This window comes from Acinetobacter sp. ANC 3781 (assembly GCF_004331285.1).
In the GTDB taxonomy this organism is placed as follows: Bacteria; Pseudomonadota; Gammaproteobacteria; order Pseudomonadales; family Moraxellaceae; genus Acinetobacter.
Window position 1 is genome coordinate 1 of the sequence record NZ_SJOH01000006.1, and the last position, 25,356, is coordinate 25,356.

Genomic DNA, 25,356 nt, shown 5'->3' on the forward strand with positions numbered 1-25,356 from the left:
TTAATATAAAATATTTCAATTATTTAATTTTTTATAAATATTAAATTAATTATGTTATTTAATGTTTATCTGCAATAAAAAGTATAGGAATTCAAATAAAATCTTATTTAAGTATGTATAAATATGGAAAATAAGTTATGAACCAATATCCTAAAAACCCCTCTCCAGAAATGCAAAGCCATCAACCGGGTATTCAATCTAAAATGAATCCCATGCCCGAAGTCATCAAAAATAATTACAAAGGAAGTGATAAATTAAAGGATAAGGTTGCACTGATCACTGGAGGTGACAGCGGAATAGGCAGATCAATTTCCGTATTATTTGCTCGAGAAGGTGCAGATATTTGTATCTGCTATTTAGAAGAAGATCAAGACGCGCTTGATACTAAAAAAATGGTTGAAAATGAAGGAAGACGCTGCCTACTCATAAAATGTGATTTACAACATCAAGATGAAATAAAGGAAATGGTAGAAACTGCCCTTCAAGAATTTCAAACTATCAATATTTTAGTCAATAATGCAGGAGTGCAATATCCACAAAAGTACATTACCGATATTAATACACAGCAACTTTTTAAAACCTTTGAAGTAAATATTTTTTCTATGTTTTATTTAACTGAACTGTTAGTTCCTTATATGAAACAAGGCGATACTATTATTAATACTACCAGTATCACCAGTTATCACGGACATGATTTACTTATAGATTACGCGAGTACCAAAGGTGCAATTACCTCATTTACCCGTAGTTTATCTACAAATCTCTTAAAAAACAAAACAGGAATTAGAGTGAATGCTGTCGCTCCCGGACCTATATGGACGCCATTGATACCAAGTAGTTTTGATGAGGAACAATTGAAAGACTTTGGTAAAGACACACCAATAGGACGTATGGGACAACCTAGCGAAGTCGCTCCAGCCTATTTATTTCTTGCCTCTGATGAAGCAAGTTATATCTCGGGACAGGTTATTCATGTCAACGGCGGTAGTATCGTAAATGGCTAGATAAAAATTGATAACTTAAATGCCTATCAGAGCATGCAGAATGATCATTATATAGAAGTTGACACGAAAGCGCGGATCTTAAGATCCGCGCTTTTATTTATCACTGATTACTTTTGCTGATTTTGTTGGCGTTGTTGATCATTTTGTTGCTGCTGTTGACGTTGCTGATCTTGTTGATTTGGTTGACGCTGCTGATCGTCTTGTTGTTGCTGACGTTGCGGATTTTGTTGTTGGCCCTGCTGATCATTCTGTTGTTGTTGCTGGCGTTGTTGGTCTTGCTGGTTTTGTGATTGATTAGCCATTTCTATATCCATCCTAGTTTTAAAATAAGTCATATGAGTTTGTAACTATTCTAAATTTGCATATTCATTGGGATAAAGCTATAAGGCTCATGTGACATTTTTTGTCGTTGTAAATTTGATTTTCTTTAAAACAGAATAAATGACTCATTAAAATCAAATTATTTAAATATTTTCAAAAGATATTAATTACATTTTTTACCGAATTTAAACATAGATAAAATTCAAATAAGGATCAAGTTTTAACTTGGCTAAGATTGCATTAGCACTGGTGATTAGCGCTAACACTATATTAACTTTAGCGCGCATATAAACTGAATTATTACAGGCTGTTGAAAAAATTGAGTTAAATAAGTATTTAAATACTTGCTATGAAGTTGCCAGAAAACCTTTATCTTTTTAAAATAAATACAAAAGTAATGGGATTGTTAACTATCATTTAAATAAGAATGGCAATATTAAAGTCGACAATAGTTTTTATACAAAAGATGAAAAGTTCAAAAATTCATTTGGTGAAGCATTTGTATAAAATGCATCCTTTAATTCTAAATTGAAAGTGAGCTTTTTAGCTAAAATCATCCGTTTTCCCAGTCGCATGAATTGACTACTGGGTTTTAAAATTTGATGAACATTATGAAACAGTATTAGCCGTTGAACCCGATAAAAATAGATATGAAGCCTTTCTCGTTCACCACACCATCAACCAGAACTGGTACAGGAGCACTTAGATTATGCTGAATCCATTGGATATGACTTGAGTGATGTAATTAAAAACCAAACAGACTCAGAAATAACTTCCCTAATGAATCATTTGAAGCATAGACCACATGTTCATGCTTTTTTTCTATCTCAACTTTGCATAGAATAATAATCAACAATTTTCTCAAGATATTATAATTCCATGCAATTCATCTGGTTTCGACAGGATTTACGCATTCAAGATCACGCTGCTCTTTGGCATGCTACGCAAGCGGGGCCCTGCATTGCATTGGTTATCATTTCACCTGAACAATGGGCTTTACACAGCGACGCCGCTGTTAAAATAGATTTTTATTTAAGACAACTTCAATCGCTTAAAACGCAGCTAAAGAACTTTAATATTCCGTTAGTGGTTCGGCATATTCCCTTTTGGAAAGATGTTCCACAAGGCATTTTGAAGGTTACCCAACAGCTCAATATCAATTGTATACATGCCAATATCGAACTGGGTGTAAATGAGTTAAAGCGCGATGCCCAGCTTCAGAAGCTCTTAGAAAAGGATAATAAATCCTTTGAGCTGTACCATGACCGCACTTTATTTCCAGTGGGCAGTATTCGCAATAAGAGTCATCAACCTTATCAGGTTTTTGGTGCATTCAAGAAAAATTGCTATGAACAATTCAGTGTGAGTTTACCGCAATGTTATCCTCAAATTGAAGCACAGTCTGATCTTCGGCTTGACTCTCTCATAGACGAACCTGTTTGTACTTTTGCTGAGTTATATCCAAATCATCCTTCAATAGAACTACAGGATCGTTGGCCATTCAGTGAAGAATATGCCCTAACTTCATTGGATGATTTCATTAATGATAAAGTGATTCACTATGAAAAAGAGAGAGACTTTCCTCATCAGGATTCAACCAGCCAATTATCACCTTATTTAAACTTAGGAATAATTTCTATTCGTCAATGTATTCAAGCTCTATTTCGTCGACAGCATGGTCACTTCCAGATAGAACATTTAGGTCAACAGACCTGGCTTGATGAACTATTATGGCGCGAATTTTATCAACATATACTCTTTGATTTTCCTCAAGTCTCTAAACATCAGCCTTTTAAGACACACACAAAAAAAATCCAGTGGCGTGATGCCCCTAAAGACTTGGCTGCATGGCAGCAAGGACAAACCGGCATTCCAATTGTAGATGCAGGGATGCGCCAATTATTGGCAACCGGCTGGATGCATAACCGTGTTCGTATGATCACGGCCATGTTTCTGACTAAAAATCTGCTGATTGACTGGCGGCTGGGTGAACAGTGGTTTATGCAACATTTAATTGATGGTGATTTGGCAGCCAATAATGGCGGGTGGCAATGGTGTGCCTCTACAGGTACGGATTCAGTGCCCTATTTCCGTATATTCAACCCCATCAGCCAGTCGCAAAAGTTTGATGTCAATGGAAACTATATTCGCCAATGGGTTCCTGAACTGGCCCATTTAGATGCCAAAACCATCCATGAGCCTTATGCCAAAAATTCCAATTTGGCTTTAAATTATCCGAAACCAATTGCAGATCTGAAGCAAACCCGAATTCGGGCAATTGAGGTTTTTAAAAGTATCTAAAATAGGCATCAGGTATGTTGATCGCTTCCTCTATCCCACACATAAGGCAGTCTCATTTTAAAGCTGCCTCAAATGCTTCCAGGTTCATACCATCGAGATGCGAATAACGCCTAATTCGATTGTAGAGCATTTCGGTATAATCAAATACATCTGCACGGACCATTTCTCGTGTTTTACAGATCCGCTTTTTAATTCTTTCCTTCTTTAAACTTCTAAAAAAGGACTCTGCAATGGCATTGTCTAATGAGCAATTTACTGTACAAGGCCTCGACAACTTATGCGGGGAATTAAGTTACGCTTAGAGTGGTGACAGTCCAATTTAGTTTTTGTGTAAACCGAATGCAGAGTTAAGCAAGTTCAATTGCCTTTGAACGATCAGTTCGATACTATTTTTATAATTATACTTTGCAAGCATATTTATTCTATGTCCATATCCCAGCTTTCATTAAGTGAATACTTATCTGCGGTAAAGGAAGTTATCCGTATCACTTTTAATGAGCCGGTGTGGGTGAAAGCAGAGATTCGTAATCTCAGTATCAAAGGTGGTCATTATTATTTAGAGCTTGCAGAAAAAGAACAAGATACCGATAAAGTCATTGCCAGCTGTAAGGCCACGATCTGGAAATTTTCAGCGGCCAAAATGGTTTTAAAGTTTGAGCGTGAAAGTGGAATTGAGCTAGCGAGAGATTTAAATGTTCTTATAAAAGTGAAAGCCACTTTCAGTCCTCAGTATGGTTTTTCAGTCAATATAGAAGATATAGATTCCAGTTATACCTTGGGTGATATTGCTAAACGTTATCAGCAAATATTAGAGCGCCTTCGCTTAGAAGGCTTAGCCAATAAAAATAGCTTACTCCCTACTCCTTTCGATATTCAGAATGTTCTGGTAATTGCTCCTGAAAATGCTGCAGGTTTAGGTGACTTTAAAAAAGATGCCGATGCTTTAAATCAAGCGGGTGTATGTCACTTCGTATATCACACGGCGACTTTCCAGGGAAATACAGCAGCGGTCAGTATGATTGAATCTTTAGCAAATGGTTTGGGTCAATGGGCGACAGATTTCCATTCTGCTCCTGATTTGATTGTGATCATTCGGGGCGGCGGTGCTGTAAATGATTTAGCGTATTTGAATGACTACCCTTTAGCAGCTTTCCTATGTAAATGCTCAGTTCCAATATGGGTAGGCATTGGTCATGAAAAAGATCGGACTATTTTAGATGAAGTCGCCCACCGTTCTTTTGATACGCCTAGCAAAGTAATTGGGGGAATTCGAAATCTGATTGTGGAACGTGCTCAAGACGTACTAGATTTTCTGCAAACCATTAAGCTTTTATCTCATCACCAAATCGCGGCCTATCAAAGTCAAAATGATCAGTACCTTAAAGTGATTAAGACGCTTGCCCAAAATCAAATTAATACGACTAAGCACACACTTGAGTTAATGAAAAGCAATAATCAGTATTTCGCGCAACAACAAATTAAAATGGCATCCACTCAGGTTGAATCATTGATGCGGGAAACCCTACTACAGAACCCAAGAAATGTAATGGCCAAAGGGTACGGGATTGTCCGCAGTCAAGGAAAAGCTATTCGTTCGATTCAACAGATCTCCGGTGAGAGCATCCAGGTAGAATTACAGGATGGTATTATTAACGCCAATGTTAAAGAGGTGATCGACAATGACTAAAAAAGAATTAACCTTTAAACAAGGTTATGAAGTTCTTAAAAAGAATGCAGAACTGCTTGAGTCTCAGGAAGAACCGGATATTGATAATTTAATGAAAATTGTTGAACAATCTATGATTGCATACAAAGCCTGTAAATCACGGGTAGATGCAGTGCAACAAGCTCTGAACGAGACGTTTAAAGATTGATTCAACCGCTATCTTTCCAGTTGTTAGATTCTTATTTGAATTAAATATCTTCGGGTGTTTTGTTAAGGTTTTAATCTTTGGGAAAAGAATCAAGCAAGAATTTTAGAACCTTCGTAATTGTCTTTCTCTGCGTAATAGGCCTAATATCTCTTTTCGCTGGATAATCTGATCATCAGTAAATGGTAAGTTGATTCTCAGCTCTGCAAAGGTGAGCGAATGGTTCTCAATCAGATAACCATCCTGCTCTGTGGTCCAGCTGGTTGTGGCTACTTCAAGTGGTTTTCTGGTTCGTCTATTCATTTATAAAATTATAGAACATCCACTACCGATTAGACAATTTAAACAATTATTTCCCAAATAATAGAATTTTCTTCGGCTTCATAAAACCCTACCACTTCATTAGTGTCATCCATTTGCGGAATAAAATGATTGTTATGCATATCATAATAACCGGCATGGTCTTGTGCCTTAGCTAAGGTGACTTGATCACCGAGAACTTTATTAATCGTTCTTTCTTCACCGGAATTTGGATTTTTAATTTTGATCATATCTATTTTAACTCTCTCTCTAAGTTTCTATCATAAGGAATCTAAAGTGAATGTATAACTTACTTTGTTAGCTTCAATGTAAATGTATAGTTGATTTTTGATATTTACATTTTTCCCTTTTATTGAAAACCAGACTGCTATTACTCAAATCAATTTTGGAATCAGGTTTTTAAATACATTATATTTTAAATATTTACCTGATATAAAAGCCAATATATCCTTCATTTTTTTTATTATTCTTAATCTATTAAATCTCTAATTTTATAATTTATAAAAATATTTGTACCTCAAAATTATTCAACTGCCCTGCTTGTTATTTCTAACTGATGTAAAAAACTGGAAAACCCTTCTGGAGCACGAGCATTTAAACGGCTACTTGTCTTAACGCGTACTAAATTAGTCCAGATGATTTTTAAATTCAGGTTCCGCATTCGCTGGATTAAGTCAACGTCTTCATGACAGCATAATGCTTTAAATCCACCTGTTTGGAGATAGGCAGTTGAACTAAAACTTAGGTTGGCTCCATGAATATGGGTATGATTCATAACATCCTGATAATGCGCCAAGTATTTTTTGCGAGTAAGAATAGAAAAATTGCGCCAGCTATCGACTTCTACCACACCACAAATTGCATCTGCAGGTTGATGATTGAGTTGTTGTAAAAGCCATTGGATATCCACACAGGTATCGGCATCAGTACATGCAATCCAGGTAGCGCCTGAATTAATAAGGTGACGCACACCTAAATCACGTGCTTTACCTACGCATCCAAAATTGCACTGTAAATAGTCTACTCCTGCATTTTGGACAATGTCTAACGATTGATCATTACAGTTGTCTAATACCACCAGTACACGGACTTCCCGGCTCAAAGTAGGCAAAGCCTGTATTGCTAACCGTATATAATGTAAACACTTTTCCAAGTATTGTTGTTCATTACACGCTGGAATTACAATCCCAATCATATCAAGCCCTCTTTGAAAGCCAATGTGGTTGTTTCTTTATTCCATAAATCAATTATAAAATCAGGATCGTTGACATTCAAATAATGCTGTAAATGAAAATGCTGCTTTAATAAATGATGAACTTTTTCACCTGTCAATACAAATCCATCAATCGGATAACGCCAATGACAACATAAGACTACCCCTTGTGAGGTTAAACTGTTTTCAACTTTTTCTATTAACCTGGATAATTCCTCTGGTTTAAGATAATACATAATTTCACTAATGATAATCAGATCAAATGATCCAGCAGGAAATTGATCGGGAATGCGCTGCTGGATAACTTGTACGTGAGATAAATTTTCAAGACGTGTCTTTGCTAACTGTATCGCTTTAGAATTAGCATCCAGACAGATTAATTGCTTAGCTCTTTGAGCCAGGTGCTGACTAAAAACACCGTTAGAACAGCCAATTTCCAATACCTTTGAATAGACAGGTTTTAACAGCAAGGCCAAGCAAATTTGCCGTTTACGATCTTCATACCAACGCTGTTCATACTCCCAAGGGTCATCACTTTTTTTATAAAGTTCATCAAAATAATCAGTTTGATCAAGCACAAATATATACCTCGCAAGGCAATAAAATTCGTTGAATAGTCTGCTTGGATAAAATAGGCGCTTGTCCTGTACTTGCATCGATTTCCAGCTGGCTTTTAAAACACAAGATTGCCTTATTTTTATATTGTAATTGTTGTGGGGTGAGTTCCAGCTTTAAAGCCTTTTCCCAAGGAATACGGCGATCATCTGGAGTGGCCCAATGCCATGCCCAGATCAGCACTTGATAACAGCTTAAGTAAGCTTCATTTGTCAATTGTTGTACCACTCGTCCTGTGGCTTCATGATCAGGATGCCCATCTTTATCAAAGGTGCATACCAGGATATCATCGGGACAGATCAATTCTGTTAAAGCTTGATAAAGCCTGTCTTGCTGAGCAGTAATTTCGCCGTCCATCAAGTTTAAAGCAATACGTTTAACTGTATGGTTTACACCTAATACTTTAAGCGCACTATGAGTTTCAGCAGGCCGTATTGTATTTAATTGATCAGGTGTATAAAGCAATGAGTCTGGATGGCTCTGAGTTCCGTTGGTGACGGCTACAAGTACAATGTCACGTTTAAGCTCAGCAAGTTGTTGTAATAATCCTGCACAACCTAGAATCTCGTCATCCGGGTGTGGCGCGATGATAAGGACACGCTTTCCTTCAGGAAAACAGGTAACGAGATCTAACTGCTTTAAAGACTCAAGTCCCGACCAGTCTTGCCATTCTTGGTAACTTGTCCCTTCTCCATAAATAATGCGATCTTCCACCTCATTGTCTTTTATAACATCCATGTAGCACCTTTATCTTTCTGGAGTACAAGCTTTGCAATTTGTTCTAAATCAAATGCTGCATGACTCTGTCTTAAAAAGACCGGCAAGTCTGCTGCCAAAGCTGCAAAGGTTCTATTTTCACAGAAGGGTCGCGCACCGAGTGCCTTACCTACTTGGTCTAAAACCAGCTGTGCCGTTTGCTCAACTTTGGTACGTAATATCCGGATAATAAGTTCATGGCTTTGCTTAGGATACTGATCAATCTGATTTGCAACATGATGAAAATATTGTTTCGTTGTAAAGAGTAAAGTACTAACTTCTCCCAGATACATCAAACGGTAAGCATGCGGCTTCGTTTGGCATGCCTGATATAAAAAATCGGCCAGACGTGCTGCTGCCCCAAACCAGCAGGCTGCGACTCCAGCTGCACCGTGCCAAAAACCGGGTCTTTCTAAATAGGCATTTGACTGACCAAGCGCTTTAGCACTCACCTGATCAAAAGATAAAGAGGCAGTGCGTGTATGTTGCATTCCAACGGCGTTCCAACCGTTATGTTTGATTTGAATATTTGGCTGACTCATATCGACAATGATTAACTGTGAGTGATTGTACTCATCGCGGTAGGTAAGCAAACCATAATCAACGAGTCCTGCACCCGAACACCAGTTTTTCTGACCTGAACAAAGAGCTTGTTTAAAATGAATGGGAGGTGTACTTCCTTCCGCTGCCCATACTGCCCAAAGCCCAGTGTTGACCGGACTATAATTTAATTCATTTAAAATGCTCAGTGCATCCAGATGTGACTCAAACCATTTGGCTAAATTTAAATTAGTGGATCCCACTTTTGCCAATATCTTCCATCTTGCTAATGTTTCTCCCTCTCCCGGATGAGGAATATCAGGTACAAACATGATGAGTTTTTTAATGGTATTTTCTAAATTTTGATCAATATCAGTTTCATTCTGTTCGAATTCAAACAAAACTTTATTTAAACTCAAGGATATTTCTCCTTTTATTTTATTGCTATACGCATTCATTCCTACACCATGAATAGGGGGTTATAATTGAATTTTATTTCTGTTACATTTCAATCAATCTTAAATGGGTTAATTATTTGAATTATAGTAATTTTGTATAGTAATGATAAAATGATATGAAACTCTTAAAGCAAAACAGTAGCGCCATTTAGAATGACACTACTGTCTAAGATAATTTACTTTCATATGATTCATTTAAGAATCTTAATGCACCTATGAAGGTGTCAAATTAAGGCGTTAAGATCACTTTACGGCATTCCTGTTCACGTTTATCAAAAATACGATAACCTTCAGCCGCTTCTGACAAATTCAGACGATGAGTGATAATGACTTCGGGCGATAAGTCGCCGTTTTCAATATACTCTAAAAGTTGAGGCAAGAATTTATGCACATGCGTTTGACCCATTTTGAAAGTAAGACCTTTATCAAAGGCATCTCCAAACAGAAATCCGTGAATGGGACCTGCATACACACCCGGAACACTCACCACACCACCGCGACGCACCGCGGCTATACATTGACGTAGTGCTGCCCCGCTTGAACCTTCAATTTTAAGATTGGTCAGCACAGTTTCAATCATGCTTCCTTTGGCTTCAAAACCAATCGCATCAATAACTGCATCTACACCGCGTTGACCAGCAGTATTACTGATAATAAATTCAGCCGCATCGACCTTGTCAAAATTTACAGGAATTGCTCCATAGGTGTTGCGAGCATACTCCAAGCGATAATGATTATGATCGACCATAAAGATCTGTTCAGCACCTAACATTTGTGCACATGCAGCGGATAGCAACCCCACAGGACCTGCTCCATAAATGGCGACGCTGGAACCTTTACCAATATTTGCATTGGTCACCGCTTGCCAGGCAGTGGGTAAAATATCTGTCAGGAATAATACTTTTTCATCGGATAATGAACCTGGTACCTTAAAAGGTCCTACATTTCCCTTTGGCACCCGTACATACTCCGCCTGTCCACCCGGTATACCTCCATATAAATGACTATATCCAAACAGTGCTGCACCTGGGGGAATCTGTTTCTTATTTAAAATAGCTCCTCGCCCGGTGTTAGTCTTTTCACACGCTGCAGTCAAATCATGTTCGCAGAAAAAACAGTGACCACAGGCAATAACAAATGGAATAATCACCCGATCACCTTTTTTGACTTCGGTGACCTGCGGCCCTACTTCTTCGACAATTCCCATAAATTCATGCCCGAAGATATCCCCTTCTTCAGTTGCAGGAATTTTACCGCGATAAAGATGCAGGTCTGAACCGCAGATAGCCGTCGCAGTGACCCGCAAAATGACATCATCAGGTTCCTGAATCACTGGATCTGGAACAGACTCGACTCGAACATCGCGAGTACCATGATAAGTAAGAGCACGCATAATGATTTCCTCTACTATTTGAGTTTTAAATGACATATTCAGGCTGAATAAATTTTTTTAAATTTTACGGCGGATATTTTGGTAATAAATGATGCTTCTTTAAACTTAGGGCTAAAAAGACAATTGTTCATGTCCAAAATTGTATAAAATATAACGTTTGAGTTATTTAATTGTGTGTTTGAGGTATCTATAAATAATAAGTTTTAGAGTTTATTCCTCTCGTTTATACAAAATTATCGCCTAATATCAGGATGGTTTTAACTAATTTTTCTCTATTTATAATTTATTGCCTGAGTCAAAAATGAATACCCTATAGCCTTTTCTAAACTGATAAAGCTTAATAGGGTAGCCTCTTTTTTACGCTTTGCATTTCCGTAAGTCCCGAATTATCTTATTATAATTATTATGTGATTTTTCAATTTATCTAATGCGAAGTTCATTTTAAAATATGAGCAATAAATAATATCGAAAATTTCTTTTTTGTAAGCGATTACCTGCAAATATGAAGATTTCTTCTCTTATATAGATGAGTCACTACAAGTGAGCGATCAATAATTTAAATAATACGAATTAAGTGGAAAATCTAAGTTTTAACTTGCAACAATCAGAATAGGCATATCTTTCTCAATTTATTTTTCATATTCTTATTCTAATAAGAAATAAGGAGTCCAAAAAAACATAAAACAATAATTATAAGTATTGAGTAAAAAGTAAGTGGGTGACAAGAGTTATAGCAAACCGTATATAAAGAAGCCCTGACAGGACATCGGAGCTGCTTTTATTAGTAGGGTACTTTTTTATAAATCCCAAAAAGGTATCTTGCAAGATATCTATAAAGTTAGTTTCTATTCATATCGTACATTGTGGCTAAATGAGTCAAAAAAATGTCATAGATATTATAGTCATTTAGTGTATTAAATAAGCTCAAGGCTTTTAAAATTCTGAGCGCAAAAAAATAATATAATTTTGCTGTTATTGTTGCAGCAAGGAGAAAATCGATGCCAACTATAATCCGGCCGATACACTTTACCCTACTGTTCACTCTGGCACCTCTAGTGGTGATGATCAGTGGTTGCTCTGCTACGGAACCTCAAAATCCCACTCTTACAACGCTGAACTCTCCTAATCGGATCGCTTATCCCAGCATTGATCCTGGCCTAGGTGAAAATCTGTACCCTCATGAAGCGGCAATAGCCGAAAAAATCTCGGAGGTAATTGAAAAATCGATCCGTAAACAATATTCCGCGGGCACGGCCCTTCGTGATGCACATCCGAAAGCTCATGGATGTGTACGAGCAGAGTTTCATGTGAGGGAAACGCTTCCTCATTATCTTGCACAGGGGATTTTTATTCCGGGTAAAACCTATCAGGCATGGATTCGTTTCTCGAATGGTTCCCGTGATGCAACGAAAGCAGACATTAAAAGAGATGCAAGAGGGATGGCAATCAAAATTTTAGGTGTACCGGGAGAAAAACTCTTAGAGGATGAGGCCACCACACAAGACTTCATTATGATCAATCATCCAGTATTCTTCGCTAATGATCCTGAGCGCTATATGGCATTGATGCAAGATATAAATAGCGATAATTTTTTTAGAAAGCTGCATATTCCTTTCGCACTGGGTGCTAAAGGAACTCTGATTGCCTTAAACCTCAATACCCGAATTTCAAATCCCCTGCAAACCCGATATTGGTCTATGGTTCCTTACCAGCTAGGACTAGGTTCTGATCGTCGTGCGATAAAATATTCTGCTAGGGCTTGCTCGACAGTAACAGACCCCATACCAGAAAAACCGAGTCATGATTTTCTGCGAGATGCCCTACGAAATAGCCTGCAAAAGGGCGATGCCTGTATGGAGTTTCTGGTACAACCCAGAACATCAGATATGTTGCCCATCGAAGATTCAATGACCGAATGGAAAGAAACGCAGGCACCCTTTTATCAGATCGCAACTATTCGTATTCCTGAGCAGGTTTTTGATACACCTGATCAGAATAAATTTTGTGAAAATCTTTCCTTCACCCCATGGCACTCTTTACCTGAACATAAACCCCTCGGAGCAGTGAACCGACTGCGTAAAGTGATCTATGATCGGATCAGTCGAGTCAGACATGAGATGAATTCGGCTAACAGGAACGATTTCCCAAGCAATGATTCATCGGAGCCTATTAACTCAGTTAAGTGATCCTTATCATGAATATATAGCGAAAATTCAGGTTTGAGGAGTAGATTAATTGCTCACCCTTTCAAATCTAAGTACTCGTACAATTTTATGAGGTATGCTTCGTTCTCTTGAGCATTTAGATTAATGGGTAGATATGGTCTATTCATAAAATTTACCAATAATAAACCTCCCGCAGGAGGCTTGGTGTTATTCTATTATTTCTATAATTAAGATTAATCTCTGACCCAAAGCAAAACGCATATTAGGCATCACCGAATGTCTAGGCATTTTGCCATAGGGATGTTTAGATGAACGCAAATAATTTCCCTCTTGATCACGATAAAAATAATTTAAAGTCCCCATGCTCGTATCTTCTTCAGCATCGAGTTCTATCAGTTCACCTGTATTTCGATCTCTAGCAATAATTTTCATTCTAATGCCTTAATATTATGGATTAGGCTGTACAATTTATCATGACGAATGAATATAATTTCATTTGGGAACTTAACCCATACTGACCCTTACATAAGAAAAGAAAAAACCGCCCATAACTCGTATGTGGCGGCGTTTTATAGGGCCATAGTGATTCGGCTATAAAGGAATGAAACTTATATTTTGTCCAGGTTTTTTCCACATTTTCGGCACACTTTGATCATCTTGCCCTTGTCATCCTGTTCATACTCATACGCGTGCCAACAACACAACTCTCTTAAAAATTGCATTAAATTAATACTCCACGGTAATCACAAATGTATTCTCGCCCTCTAAATGAGTTTGAAAATTAAAAGCGTGTTTTCGGCAGTATTCTTCCAATTCTAAAATTGCACCCTTTTTGATAGAATCTAAAGGTTCTTTCAACCGAACGGGATTTTGCTCTCGTTTAGCAATAGCATTGTGAAGTTCAGTAAATAATTCTTCAAATGTTAATAGCGAAGTGGATACAGTCATTTTGGTCACCATTGATTACCAAAAATACAATTATAACCCAAATACAAAATTATAAAGGCATGATAATAAATCATAAGTATCTGTTTTATATTATTAATTATATCTGTAATCTTCACCAAGTCACTTCCGACACTCAATTTCATCAAAGTATTCATAGGCATGGAGATAAAATCATTTACGTAGAAATTAGCGCATTTAAATTTTTTTAAAAAAATAGAATTTTAGGCAAAATAAAATCTACTTAATTGGTAAATTAGTCGAATTTATCTACTTGATTTATTTTTTCTCTATCTTCGAATAACTGAACTAAAGAAGCTCCCCCTTGCTAAGGAAGCTTCCTCTTGTCATTTGAAATGATTAAAGGGATATTGTTAAAATAAATTAAATCCTTATCGATGTAATTGTTTATATACCCATGCCAGAAACTCATTTTTATGCCGTATAGGAGGCGCTAAATTAATATTGATTATTTGTCGGCTGCCAAATTTACCAATAATTTTAGAAGGTGAATCTAGCCTTATCTCCGATTTTTGATCTTGCTGTATTTCTGAAAAAAATTCTAATAATAGATCTAACTCTCCCTTGGTTTTAAAGTTCGGTTTCTCAGCAATAAAGTTATAAACTTGCTGCAACATCTGAAAATTAATGGCACTTTTCATTTTTTATTGCTCCAGCAAACTTATTCATTAAATAATATACACCCGAAGAATTTCAAAAATATTCACTGCATTTGTTAGCTGATTGTTCACATTTAGTTATAAAAAAAGCCCGTCTTTCGATGAGCTTTTAAGTTCTTCTTTTTACTTCAATAACTTTATTTTAAGAAAAATTAACCACAGTTGGCTTGGGTAATTTTCTTAGTAACTGGATCAATCGTCACTGTAATTCGATTTGCACGGTAATCCATAGTTACTGGCTGTCCAGGCGCTATTCTACGAATAATTTCAGATTGAGTTTTTTGTTTAATCTGAGCATCCGTTAAACCCGTTTGCCCTACCAAAACTTTCGCTTCTTCTGCTAAGCATTCTTTTGAACTATCTCGGAAATATTTCCACTCTTCAATAACTTGACTATTTGGCAAATGGCAATAACCTACCTGACCGTTCGTCTCATTTTTGATTTCTAATTTTCCACCTTGGTTAATACAATATTCACTCGCAGGATTAGCTGTACCTAATTTTGGTGCAACAGTATCTGTGTTGTGTACAGTTGAACAGGCTGCAAGTGAGGAAATCATAAAGCCTAGTAACACTATCTTTTTCATGATTTTGAATTCTTAGTAAAATTTAAAGATATCAAAAATAGGAATATTATCAATATTGTTATTTGAGGCAACCCCCTCTACTTCAAGCTTAATCAATTCTCATTTGAATTCTTTTCAAAAATTTTTTTTATAATTATCTTTATAGCCCAACTGCTTATAGCATTTACTTTTTTTAAATAAGAATTGTAGATATTTCTATAATCTTTTTATTATTAAGGCTAATAAATCATAAAAAAGCTTTTTTATTTTAAAAAAATCTTAGAAAAAGGTTTCTAATCTAGTACCGACTTAGGTGAAGTTTATTCATAATAAATCTAACAAATTGGCTAAGCAGCGTCATTTGAATATCGTCCCAAATGCTAAACGCTGTAGAAACTATAAGAATTTTACTCGGTTGCTCCTAATTTTAATCATCTATTCTAATTGTGATGCTGTGTGATAACTTTAATTTACCTTTTAAATAAAGTTAATAATGGGCTAAAAAGTATTAAAATCGAGAATGAAACTGTAGATCAAAAGTAAAAAGCGTACAGTAAAAAAATGAGCCTATAAAAGCTCATTTTTCTTCTTTATAGCTTTTATTATGCCTTTTGCGGGTCATATTGACGGTCTTTGATAAAGATCCCCGATACCGCGCCACATAGGAAATATGCACCGCCCATAATCAGGAAGCCCAGGCCAATTGATCCACCACTTGCAGCAGCACCAATAATGGCTGGGGCAAACATGGCGCCAATACGTCCGGCATTATAAGCTCCACCGACTGCTGTACCACGAATAGAGGTCGCAAAACTTTCGGTCATATACGTGGCATTAATGGCATACGGAATACCATAAAGGAAACCGAAGAAAATCAGTAAATAGGCAATATTATCCGGGCTATTAAACAGGACAATTACCGGCAGAAAGATCGCTGTACCGATCGCACCAAAGGCAAAGACAAAGCGACGCCCTAAACGGTCTGCAGCAAAACCGGCCAAAATTTTACCAAAAATCATGGCGACATAAGTACCAATCATATAGCCCGCCATCGATTTGAAATCCATATGTAGTTCAGACTCCAGATAGGCAGGCATCCAGTTGTTGACCCCGTAATACCCAAACTGTAAAAAGCCGGCGGTAAAAATCCAGAGAATAAACATTCTGCGGTTTCGAGGATCGGCAAAAATTTCCTTGGCTGTGCTCTTTTTGATAGGTTGATTTGCCGTAGCCTCAGCAGGCGCATATAACCGTTGCAGTCTGGCACGCTGCCAGGATTCTGGTTCCGGAACCAGTTTCTGGATAAAGATGGCAAGTACAGACGGAATAATTGCGACAAAGAACAGCATACGCCAGCCGTAGTCTGGAATAATCCAACCGGCAAGCAAAGTTGCCACAATATAGCCTACAGTCCAACCGGCTTGTAATGTTCCCAATACCGTTGTTCGGTATTCTGTTGGGACATACTCCGCCATCAGTGTATTGGCGGCAATATAAAGAGAACCTATACCAAAAGCGGAAAGAAAACGTAATACCGCGAATTGTTCAAAATTTTGAGTGAAGCCGAGTGCCGCCGTTAAAATTGAAAAAATAAGGATAGAAATGACCACGGTACGAACACGACCTAAGCGGTCGCAGGCCCATCCTCCAATAAAACCACCGATAGCCATACCACCAAGGGTAAAACTTCCAAGCGTTCCTGCCTGCAAATTGGTCAAACCAAATTCAGCTTTCAGACTGTTTAAACTAAAAGACAGCAACAGCATGTCTGCGCCATCGACCAATAAGGCTAAAAAAGCAAATACAAAAGCAATTTGCTGTGTCCTTTTGGTGGTGGGCTTAATTTTTTCTAACGCTCTCATTAAATCCGTCATGGGTTAATATCCTTGTTGTTCCCTATCCTGTGTTTATTGTCCAGTTTGCATATAACTCAACCATTATCTGGATGAATGCTTTTTTACTATGTATATCTAACTATCCATAGTTCAGATCGTTCACTCACAGCTCCTGTTTTTCTAATGATTCTTTAGCGATGGTCTTGATCCCATCTTGATTTGAATAATTACTCTAAAGCTGATTTAGGGTAATCAAGATATCGTGAATTTTCAATAAAATTCGATAAATAATTTTGTCATACGAAATAAATTACCATAAAGTTGATTATTAAGTCGTTTTAATATAGTTTTTATATGATTAATGAAAATTAAATAACATTGAATAAGATAAGACAGGGAGCGTAACAATGGGTGCTTTAACAGGCTTTCGCGTATTGGACTTAAGCCGTATTTTAGCCGGCCCTTGGTGCAGTCAAATTTTGGCTGATTTAGGTGCAGAAGTAATTAAAATTGAAAAACCGGATCATGGCGATGACACGCGCATCTGGGGACCACCTTGGTTAAAAAATGATAAGCACGAAGACACGCATGAGTCAGCTTATTATCTCTCTACCAATCGCGGCAAACACTCTGTTGCGGTCGATTTATCTACACCTGAAGGCCAAAGCATTATTAAAAAAATTGCCCAGCAAAGTGATGTGGTGATTGAAAATTATAAAGCCGGGTCTTTAAAAAAGTATGGTCTGGATTACGAAAACCTGAGTCAATTGAATTCACGATTGGTGTATTGCTCGATTACCGGTTTTGGACAACATGGGCCACGCGCGCAGGAACCGGGTTATGATTTTATTGTGCAAGGTATGGGTGGCATGATGAGCGTCACAGGTGAACGTGATGACCTGCCAGGCGGTGGCCCGCAAAAAGCCGGTTTGGCCTTTGCCGACCTGACCACCGGTTTATATTCTGCGATTGCCATCCAAGCTGCCTTACTGTCTCGGGAAAAAACTGGTGAAGGTCAGCATATTGATATGGCGCTGCTAGACACCCAGGTCGCCTCTTTATCTGTTTTAGCCATGAATTATCTCACTTCAGGCAAAGTGCCGGGTCGCTTTGGTAATGCACATGCCAATATTGTGCCTTATCAGGTGTTTAAGGCGCAGGAAGGTGAGTTTATTATTGCCTGTGGCAATGACTTGCAATTTAAAGCTTTATGTCAGGCAATTGGCTTGCCAGATGTATCCACAGATCCTCGCTTTCAGAAAAATTCAGGACGGGTTAAGCACCGCGAGGAATTGACGAAGATTCTACAGAGTCATTTTTACACTCAGCCGGCAAAAACCTGGGTAGATCTGATTCATGCGGTTAAAGTACCGGTGGGTATGATTAATGATTTAAAACAGACTTTGGAAGAAGAGCAGGTACTTGCCCGTGAGTTGGTGATTCAAATGCCGCATGCTTTACGGGAAGATTACACCTCTATTGGTTCACCAATAAAATTATCCAAAACACCTGTGGAGTATAAGAAAGCACCACCATGTTTAGGTGAAGATACCGATGCTATTTTAAGCCAGTTTTTAAGCCCGGATGAAATTGAGGAATTTAAAAACAAAAAAGTGATTCAGCAACGCTAAAAATTTTCATAAAAAATAAAAAGGAATCATAAGATTACTTTTTATTTGGCTTATATTGCGGAAGCCTGCATGTGTTTTCGATCCAATACATCGAAAAACACGGTCATTAAGCTAAAAGCTAAACCTACGATACAGCAACCGGTCCATCCCCAATGATACCAAGCGTATAATCCGGCCATGGAACCAACAGCAGCCCCCATAAAATAGATAAACATATAAATAGAATGTTGTCTTGAACGCGTTTCATCGGCTGAACGTAAAATCAAACTCTGATTTAGCACATGGAGCATCGAAAGTGCCGAATAGCCGCAGAGCAAGCCAAAAACATATGCCATGAGTGAATGTTGTGCGAAATATAGCATTAACCATTGAACGATAAGCAGAGCACAGCCTAGTACTGCCACAAGTTTTTCTTTGGCCTGATCAATTTGCTTACCTGCCCATTTTGTTGCGAATACCCCAGCAGCTCCGACAAATCCAAAAAAGCCAATATAAAGTTCCGAGAATGCATAAGGTGGATTAGCCAACACAAAAGCCATGGTACTTAAGGCAAGAATCATGGATGCAAATGCCGTGGCACCTACACAACTCCGACGGATGAGTTGTGGCGAATGCATGGCTATACTGAACATCGATTTATAAATCTGCATGAGTTTTAGATTCTTATTCGATGCTGTAGGAACAGGTAATTTAAAATACATCACTACAGCTAATAATATAATGAGTAATCCACTGCTGAGATAAACCAGGTGCCAATCTGCGATAGTGGTAATAATTCCGGCATAGGAACGTGCCAGTAAAATCCCTAAAAATAGTCCACTCATCAGTGTGCCAATAATTTCCGACATTTTTTCTGATTCAACAATGCTGGAAATGAAAGGAATTAAAACTTGAGAGGCAATTGAGAAGGTCGTGGCAATAAAGGTAAAAAAATACAGACTCCACAATTGTTGCGAAAAAGAAATACAAATTTGGGCCAATCCACAGATCACCATTAAACTAATAATGATTTTACGTTTGGAATATTTATCTCCCAAAGGAATCAGGACAATCAGCCCTAAAGCATAGGCAAACTGGCTAATCACAATCGTTACGGCTGACTGTTCAACCGTTACTCCAAGGGATTTAGCCATGGCATAAATCAGCGGCTGGTTATAATAGTTGGAACCGGCACAAACCCCACAAGTGATCGCCATAATTAAAATAAAGCTTCGGCTAAATAAAGATTGACTCATGAGATCTGTGCTTTCCGTACGATGTTTCAAATTAACGATTAAAATTTATATTGTGCAGACAGGTTTACCCTTGAAATGTCTGCCGTTTTCCCTTCAAAACTTTTACGCTCCCCCAGATGATATTCCACGCCCAAATCGACATAAGGACGTGGGGTATAAATCAGATTAATAGCATGATCGGTTAGTTGTTTGTTATTGGTGATATTTGCTTTTGCATATGCACTATCATCTTCAAATTTCATCAGGGAGGTCGCAATATTGCCACGCCATTGATCATTGAATTTATGCGAGTAGCCTAGCGTCAAACTGTCAAACTCATTCTGCAAAAGTGAGTTATTGTTCAAATCTACAGAATAATCCCCTCCCATTGCTGCACCATCACTACTCGAGCCTTGTGTGGTGTAAGACACAAATTTCTGATCACCTTTGACATGGTAATAATTGGCTTGAACAGACTGTTTTGGAGTAATTTTATAGCGTGCACCTAACCCCACGCCCCAGCTCAATTTATCAATATCACGATTATCCACTTCAGCGCGCTTTTCATTGATAAACCCTTGGCCCATCAATAATACGGCCTGGTTCTTGTAAATATATTTTGCAGTTAATGCCGGTAGTTCAGAGGTGCGATCGCTTGCATATTCCAAAGCTAACTGTAATTTATTTGCTGCATTAAAATTGAAATCACGACGTACTTGCGGCAAGCGTGTAGTGGAAACCCCTAAAAACTGGGTGTAGTCAATACTTTCAGTCATGGTTTCCATATTTGACATCAATGACCAGGTTTGACCGAATAACCAGTCATCAAAATTTACATAGGCATGACGGATTCTAAGTTTGCCATCGCCTTTACCATTGTCAACCCAGAAATCGGCTTCCAGTTTAGCTTTAACATCTTCACGACCTGCCAGATTTTTAATATCAAAGCCAATACGCGAGGCTGCAATGGTGAAGTCAGAGCGCTTACCTTGAGCGGCATCAAACGGTACTTTATTAATTTGATTTGAAGTTCGGCTACGCGCAGCCGTGGTATCTTTAAAGTCTATGGCACCATCTAAACGCAAAATCCCATAAACATCCACATTGTCTGTCCAACTGCCACTATTTTTTTGCGCTGCAGATTTAAGCTCCGTATTGAATTGTTCTTGCTGCTGAACCAATTGAATATTGGTATTTTTCTGGGCAGATACTTCCTGTTTTAAACGCTGTAATTCCGCTTCCAACAAATTAATACGCTGCTCTGTTGTCGAAGTTTCGGCAAAAGAAGTCCCTGTCACCGCAGCGCAAGCTGCGGCTAAAATTAATTTTTTCATTATTTTCCCTAATAAATCAAATCAATGGTTTGAAAATAAATTTATGCTGCGGTTCTCGTATCAATCAAGACACAACCAGTTTTTTGCTGTAGTTCTTCAAAACTCAAACCTTCTACAATTTCTGTCACGAAGGCTTGATTGTCTTTTAAATCAATAATGCACAAGTCCGTATAAATCCGGTTCACACAATTTGCACCAGTTAAAGGATAAGTCAGTTCATTCACAATTTTAGGTTGATTATTTTTGGTCAGATGTTCCATACACACATAGACACAGCGTGCGCCTACTGCCAAGTCCATTGCGCCGCCCACAGCAGGAACAGTATCGGCAGAACCGGTATGCCAGTTAGCCAGATCGCCATTCACAGCGACCTGAAAAGCGCCCAAAATACAGATGTCTAAATGACCACCACGCATGATGTCAAACGAGTCTGCCGAATGCATGAAACTGCCACCACCCAACATGCTAATTAACTCCTTACCGGCATTGATCAAGTCATCATCTGCATGTTCTGGAGAAGTTAAAGCACCGAAACCTAAAACTCCATTTTCTGAATGCAAGATAATTTCATTTTCAGGTTTTAAATAACCTGCAACTTTGGTTGGCAAGCCAATACCCAAATTGACATATGAACCCGGCGCAATATCCTGGGCAACGCGTTCTACAATTTGTTCACGGCTGCGTTTTTGGATGATCATTTAATATCTCCAACTTTAACTACGTGCTGAACGAAAATGCCCGGTGTCACAATCACTTCTGGATCTAACTGGCCTAATTCAAGCACTTCATGTACTTGAGCAATTGTGGTTTTAGCTGCTTTGGCCATGAGTGGACCAAAGTTTCGAGCTGCCTTTCGATAAACCAAATTACCCCAGCGATCGGCCTGATGGGCATAAATCAAGGCATAATCAGCATAAATTGGATATTCCAGCACGTAATTTTTACCCTCAATACAGCGCGTTTCCTTGCCTTCCGCAATTTTGGTGCCATACCCGGTTGGCGTGAAAATTGCCCCTAAGCCAGCACCTGCAGCCTGAATCCGGCAAGCCAGATTGCCTTGCGGAACCAGGTCCAACTCAACTTTTCCGGCTTTATATAAATCCTCAAAAACAGTGGAATTGTTGGCTTTAGGAAACGAACAAATCATTTTTTTAACCAAACCAGACAGTAGCAGATTGGTTAAACCACGATCACCCGAAGCTGCATTATTATTAATGATGGTTAAATCTTTCGGACCAAAATCAATCAGCGCTTCAATCAGCTCGATAGGCTGTCCTGCCAAGCCAAAACCGCTGGTCATAATGCGTGCACCATCTGGTATTGACTTAAGGACTGTCTCAATATCCGTTGTGACTTTATTAATCATGCTGTTCCCTAACACTGTATATACGTTTGAAGAATTAAATTAGTCTGCTTTTTGTGGATCGAATAAACGATCTTTAATAAAGATGGCAGGAATTACACCACACAAGAAATAAGCCACACCCATAATGAGCAAGCCTGTACCAATTGAACCGCCCTGCGCAAAATAACCAATCGTAAGGGGTGCCAATACCGCGCCTAAACGACCGACGTTATAAGCTCCTCCGACTGCCGTACCACGAACCTTGGTCGAAAAACTTTCAGTCATGTATGTCGCGTTAATACCGTATGGAATGCCATATAAGAAACCGAAGAACAACATCAGCCATAAGATATTGTCAGGTGTATTACCAAACACGATGATGGGAATAAAAATAGCTGTACCAACCGTACCGAAAGTAAATACCGCGCGGCGGCCTATTTTATCGGCAATGATGCCTGCAATGACTTTAGTACACATCATGATCAGGAATGTGCCAATCATATAAGTTGTCATTTCTTTGAACTTAATTCCTAGATCTGACTCTAAATATGCTGGCAACCAGTTACTGACACCGTAATAACCGAATTGTAAGAATGCTGTACTGAATGACCATAAGATGAACATGCGGCGGCTGAGAGTATCTTGAAAGATCATTTTGAACGTATTTTTAGGTTTTTGTTCAACGATTCCACTTGCTTGTGCAGCCAGACGTTTACGACGAGACTCAACCCAGGCTTGCGGTTCAGGCACCAAGAAATACATAGCCACTGCAAGAACGATTGGAATGATGGAAATGTAATATAAATATCTCCAGCCAAACTCTGGCAATAGCCAGCCTGCTAAAAGGGTTGCGACCACAGAACCTAAAGTCCATCCAGTCATCAAGCCTGCCAATATAGTAGAGCGGTATTTAGTTGGAACATATTCTGCCATTAAGGTATTACAGGCAATGTAAAGTGCGCCTAATCCAATTGCGGAAATAAAACGCAGCCATTTAAATTGCTCATAGCTTTCTGCAAAACCGAGCCAGCAGGTAAGTAACGAGAATAAGGCAATTGCGATAACAATGACGCGTACGCGACCAAATCTATCACAGGCCCATCCACCGAAGAAACCTCCAATAGCCATGCCGGCAAGTGTCCAGCTGCCTAAAGCGCCCGCTTGAATACTGGTTAATGAAAATTCTTGTTTTAAACTGGTCAAGCTATAGGAAAGGAATGCAATATCTGCACCATCCACCAGTAATGCTAAAAAAGAAAAAATAAATGCCAGAATCCATATTTTCTTTTTCGGTGTATCGGTGTTGTCTAATATGACCTGTTCTGAACTTACTGTCATTAGCTGTTCCCTATTATTCTTCAAGCACTCCTGTGCTCTACAAATTTTTTAAAAATTTATGGACTATTTAAGTATTAATGAAACACTTGATTCAGCTGTGTCCCAATTTAAAGTAGCCTGTTAAATATGATATTAATAAACCATTTTTAAATCTAAAAAACAATAATAATAAAATATTATTTCTTATAGCGAAATATAATTATCAATATTGATTTTTAGTTTTGCTTAAAAATACAATTAAAAATAAGCCAGTAAAAATTTACTGGCTTATTTTTATTACATTAATTACCGAATGCAGCGATGCCGGTTTGTGCACGACCCAGAATCAGGGCATGCACATCATGGGTGCCTTCATAGGTATTGACTACTTCCAGATTGACCAGATGACGCGCTACCCCGAACTCGTCACTGATGCCATTCCCACCGAGCATGTCCCGCGCCAGTCGGGCAATATCCAGCGCCTTGCCGCAGTTGTTGCGTTTGATCAGTGAAGTCCCTTCAACCGATGCAATGCCTTCATCTTTCATCCGGCCAAAACGTAAGGCAACCTGTAAACCCAGTGCAATTTCAGTTTGCATGTCAGCAAGTTTCTTCTGGATCAGCTGGTTGGCCGCCAGTGGACGGCCAAACTGTTTACGGTCCATGGTGTATTGATGGGCAGTATGCCAGCAGAATTCAGCCGCCCCCATCGCGCCCCAGGCAATGCCGTATCGGGCACTGTTCAGGCAGGTAAACGGACCACGCAGGCCGCGGATTTCTGGAAAGGCATTTTCTTCAGGTACAAACACGTTATCCATCACGATTTCACCGGTGATCGAGGCACGTAAGCCGACCTTGCCGTGAATCGCCGGTGCAGACAGCCCTTCCCAGCCTTTTTCCAGAATAAAGCCGCGGATCTCCCCGACATTACCTTCTTTTGAAACCTCTTTGGCCCAAACCACAAACACATCGGCAATCGGGCTGTTGGTGATCCACATTTTCGCGCCACTTAAACGGTAACCGCCCTCGACCTTTTTGGCCCGGCTAATCATGCTGCCAGGGTCGGAACCATGATCCGGCTCGGTCAAGCCGAAACAGCCGATATATTCACCGGTGGCCAGTTTCGGCAGATACTTCTGTTTCTGTTCTTCCGAGCCAAATTCATTAATTGGTACCATCACCAGCGAGCTTTGTACACTGGCCATGGAACGGTAACCTGAATCGACATATTCAATTTCACGTGCCACCAGGCCATAACTGACATAGTTCAGCCCTGCACCGCCATACTGTTCCGGAATGGTGGGACCCAGCAGGCCCAGCTCACCCATCTCGCGAAAGATAGAGGCATCGGTGGTTTCATGGCGGAACTGTTCTAGGACACGCGGCAACAATTTACCCTGGCAATAGGCCTGGGCAGAATCACGAATCATGCGCTCTTCTTCGGTCAGTTGCTGCTCGATTAAAAACGGGTCTTGCCAGTTAAACTGAACTTTTGCTGTTTTTTTGGTATTGATCATTTGATTCATCGCGT

At 38.9% G+C, this 25,356-nt stretch carries 24 protein-coding genes and 1 pseudogene; 6 read left to right on the forward strand and 19 right to left on the reverse strand.

Features of this window, described 5'->3' with window-relative positions; all coding sequences use genetic code 11:
• The first annotated feature begins 137 nt into the window (after positions 1 to 137).
• Positions 138 to 1,004, forward strand: coding sequence for an SDR family oxidoreductase (locus E0H89_RS05740; protein WP_131215364.1), 867 nt, complete (start codon positions 138 to 140; stop codon positions 1,002 to 1,004).
• A 107-nt stretch (positions 1,005 to 1,111) separates the two neighbouring features.
• On the opposite strand, the gene E0H89_RS05745 is transcribed toward E0H89_RS05740, so the two are convergent.
• Positions 1,112 to 1,306 (reverse strand): hypothetical protein, encoded by a 195-nt coding sequence (locus E0H89_RS05745; RefSeq protein WP_131215366.1) that lies wholly within the window; start codon positions 1,304 to 1,306, stop codon positions 1,112 to 1,114.
• Positions 1,307 to 2,204: 898 nt separating this feature from the next.
• On the opposite strand from E0H89_RS05745, the gene E0H89_RS05755 reads away from it, so the two are divergent.
• The gene (locus E0H89_RS05755; RefSeq protein ID WP_131215368.1) at positions 2,205 to 3,626 is read left to right on the forward strand and encodes a cryptochrome/photolyase family protein; all 1,422 of its coding nucleotides are present in this window, start codon (positions 2,205 to 2,207) and stop codon (positions 3,624 to 3,626) included.
• 52 nt (positions 3,627 to 3,678) lie between these two features.
• Here E0H89_RS05755 and E0H89_RS05760 read toward each other — a convergent pair.
• Positions 3,679 to 3,870 (reverse strand): annotated as a pseudogene (locus tag E0H89_RS05760) (IS3 family transposase); the annotation flags it as partial.
• Between the two features lie 180 nt (positions 3,871 to 4,050).
• On the opposite strand from E0H89_RS05760, the gene xseA reads away from it, so the two are divergent.
• Together xseA and xseB are read left to right on the forward strand one after the other, a co-directional pair.
• Positions 4,051 to 5,313 (forward strand): exodeoxyribonuclease VII large subunit, encoded by a 1,263-nt coding sequence (gene xseA / locus E0H89_RS05765; protein ID WP_131215373.1) that lies wholly within the window; start codon positions 4,051 to 4,053, stop codon positions 5,311 to 5,313.
• Positions 5,306 to 5,500 carry an exodeoxyribonuclease VII small subunit gene (gene xseB / locus E0H89_RS05770; protein ID WP_131215375.1) on the forward strand — a complete coding sequence of 65 codons (195 nt, stop codon included), beginning with the start codon at positions 5,306 to 5,308 and terminating at the stop codon, positions 5,498 to 5,500. The genes xseA and xseB overlap by 8 nt, the downstream gene beginning before the upstream one ends.
• 338 nt (positions 5,501 to 5,838) lie before the next feature.
• Here xseB and E0H89_RS05780 read toward each other — a convergent pair whose 3' ends face one another.
• The 6 genes from E0H89_RS05780 to E0H89_RS05805 form a co-directional block, all read right to left on the reverse strand.
• Positions 5,839 to 6,048 carry a hypothetical protein gene (locus tag E0H89_RS05780; RefSeq protein WP_131215379.1) on the reverse strand — a complete coding sequence of 70 codons (210 nt, stop codon included), beginning with the start codon at positions 6,046 to 6,048 and terminating at the stop codon, positions 5,839 to 5,841.
• 293 nt (positions 6,049 to 6,341) lie between these two features.
• On the reverse strand, positions 6,342 to 7,013 hold the full coding sequence (locus E0H89_RS05785; RefSeq protein ID WP_131215381.1) for a glycosyltransferase family 2 protein: 672 nt from the start codon (positions 7,011 to 7,013) through the stop codon (positions 6,342 to 6,344).
• Positions 7,010 to 7,609: a class I SAM-dependent DNA methyltransferase gene (locus tag E0H89_RS05790; protein ID WP_250697844.1), complete on the reverse strand. Its 600-nt coding sequence runs from the start codon at positions 7,607 to 7,609 to the stop codon at positions 7,010 to 7,012. The genes E0H89_RS05785 and E0H89_RS05790 overlap by 4 nt, the downstream gene beginning before the upstream one ends.
• A complete protein-coding gene (locus E0H89_RS05795; protein ID WP_131215385.1) occupies positions 7,602 to 8,384 on the reverse strand; it encodes a PIG-L deacetylase family protein in 783 nt (260 codons plus the stop codon). The genes E0H89_RS05790 and E0H89_RS05795 overlap by 8 nt, the downstream gene beginning before the upstream one ends.
• Positions 8,372 to 9,400, reverse strand: coding sequence for an acyl-CoA dehydrogenase family protein (locus tag E0H89_RS05800; protein WP_131215387.1), 1,029 nt, complete (start codon positions 9,398 to 9,400; stop codon positions 8,372 to 8,374). Before E0H89_RS05800 ends, E0H89_RS05795 begins: the two co-directional genes overlap by 13 nt.
• A 229-nt stretch (positions 9,401 to 9,629) precedes the next feature.
• The gene (locus tag E0H89_RS05805) at positions 9,630 to 10,793 is read right to left on the reverse strand and encodes a zinc-dependent alcohol dehydrogenase (RefSeq protein WP_131215389.1); all 1,164 of its coding nucleotides are present in this window, start codon (positions 10,791 to 10,793) and stop codon (positions 9,630 to 9,632) included.
• Positions 10,794 to 11,791: 998 nt separating this feature from the next.
• Between E0H89_RS05805 and E0H89_RS05810 the strand changes: the two genes are divergently transcribed.
• A complete protein-coding gene (locus E0H89_RS05810) occupies positions 11,792 to 12,979 on the forward strand; it encodes a catalase family protein (RefSeq protein WP_131215391.1) in 1,188 nt (395 codons plus the stop codon).
• Positions 12,980 to 13,165: 186 nt separating this feature from the next.
• On the opposite strand, the gene E0H89_RS05815 is transcribed toward E0H89_RS05810, so the two are convergent.
• From E0H89_RS05815 to E0H89_RS05835, 5 genes are all read right to left on the reverse strand, one after another.
• Positions 13,166 to 13,390 (reverse strand): hypothetical protein, encoded by a 225-nt coding sequence (locus tag E0H89_RS05815; protein ID WP_131215394.1) that lies wholly within the window; start codon positions 13,388 to 13,390, stop codon positions 13,166 to 13,168.
• Positions 13,391 to 13,684: 294 nt separating this feature from the next.
• On the reverse strand, positions 13,685 to 13,906 hold the full coding sequence (locus E0H89_RS05820; RefSeq protein WP_131215396.1) for a hypothetical protein: 222 nt from the start codon (positions 13,904 to 13,906) through the stop codon (positions 13,685 to 13,687).
• A gap of 389 nt (positions 13,907 to 14,295) precedes the next feature.
• On the reverse strand, positions 14,296 to 14,565 hold the full coding sequence (locus E0H89_RS05825) for a hypothetical protein (RefSeq protein ID WP_131215398.1): 270 nt from the start codon (positions 14,563 to 14,565) through the stop codon (positions 14,296 to 14,298).
• 170 nt (positions 14,566 to 14,735) lie between these two features.
• Positions 14,736 to 15,170: an I78 family peptidase inhibitor gene (locus tag E0H89_RS05830; protein ID WP_131215400.1), complete on the reverse strand. Its 435-nt coding sequence runs from the start codon at positions 15,168 to 15,170 to the stop codon at positions 14,736 to 14,738.
• Between the two features lie 581 nt (positions 15,171 to 15,751).
• On the reverse strand, positions 15,752 to 17,023 hold the full coding sequence (locus E0H89_RS05835; protein WP_131215403.1) for an MFS transporter: 1,272 nt from the start codon (positions 17,021 to 17,023) through the stop codon (positions 15,752 to 15,754).
• A gap of 368 nt (positions 17,024 to 17,391) precedes the next feature.
• On the opposite strand from E0H89_RS05835, the gene E0H89_RS05840 reads away from it, so the two are divergent.
• On the forward strand, positions 17,392 to 18,615 hold the full coding sequence (locus tag E0H89_RS05840) for a CaiB/BaiF CoA transferase family protein (RefSeq protein WP_131215405.1): 1,224 nt from the start codon (positions 17,392 to 17,394) through the stop codon (positions 18,613 to 18,615).
• 50 nt (positions 18,616 to 18,665) lie between these two features.
• Here E0H89_RS05840 and E0H89_RS05845 read toward each other — a convergent pair whose 3' ends face one another.
• The 6 genes from E0H89_RS05845 to E0H89_RS05870 form a co-directional block, all read right to left on the reverse strand.
• A complete protein-coding gene (locus tag E0H89_RS05845) occupies positions 18,666 to 19,850 on the reverse strand; it encodes an MFS transporter (protein ID WP_131215407.1) in 1,185 nt (394 codons plus the stop codon).
• A 38-nt stretch (positions 19,851 to 19,888) separates the two neighbouring features.
• Entirely contained in the window at positions 19,889 to 21,163 is a 1,275-nt protein-coding gene (locus E0H89_RS05850; protein ID WP_131215409.1) for a DcaP family trimeric outer membrane transporter, read from the reverse strand.
• A 41-nt stretch (positions 21,164 to 21,204) separates the two neighbouring features.
• Complete coding sequence (locus E0H89_RS05855) at positions 21,205 to 21,861, reverse strand: 3-oxoacid CoA-transferase subunit B (protein ID WP_131215411.1); 657 nt, start codon at positions 21,859 to 21,861, stop codon at positions 21,205 to 21,207.
• A complete protein-coding gene (locus E0H89_RS05860) occupies positions 21,858 to 22,529 on the reverse strand; it encodes a 3-oxoacid CoA-transferase subunit A (protein WP_131215413.1) in 672 nt (223 codons plus the stop codon). Before E0H89_RS05860 ends, E0H89_RS05855 begins: the two co-directional genes overlap by 4 nt.
• 39 nt (positions 22,530 to 22,568) lie before the next feature.
• Positions 22,569 to 23,846 (reverse strand): MFS transporter, encoded by a 1,278-nt coding sequence (locus E0H89_RS05865; RefSeq protein WP_131215415.1) that lies wholly within the window; start codon positions 23,844 to 23,846, stop codon positions 22,569 to 22,571.
• 281 nt (positions 23,847 to 24,127) lie between these two features.
• Complete coding sequence (locus E0H89_RS05870; RefSeq protein ID WP_131215417.1) at positions 24,128 to 25,351, reverse strand: acyl-CoA dehydrogenase; 1,224 nt, start codon at positions 25,349 to 25,351, stop codon at positions 24,128 to 24,130.
• Between the last annotated feature and the right edge of the window lie 5 nt (positions 25,352 to 25,356).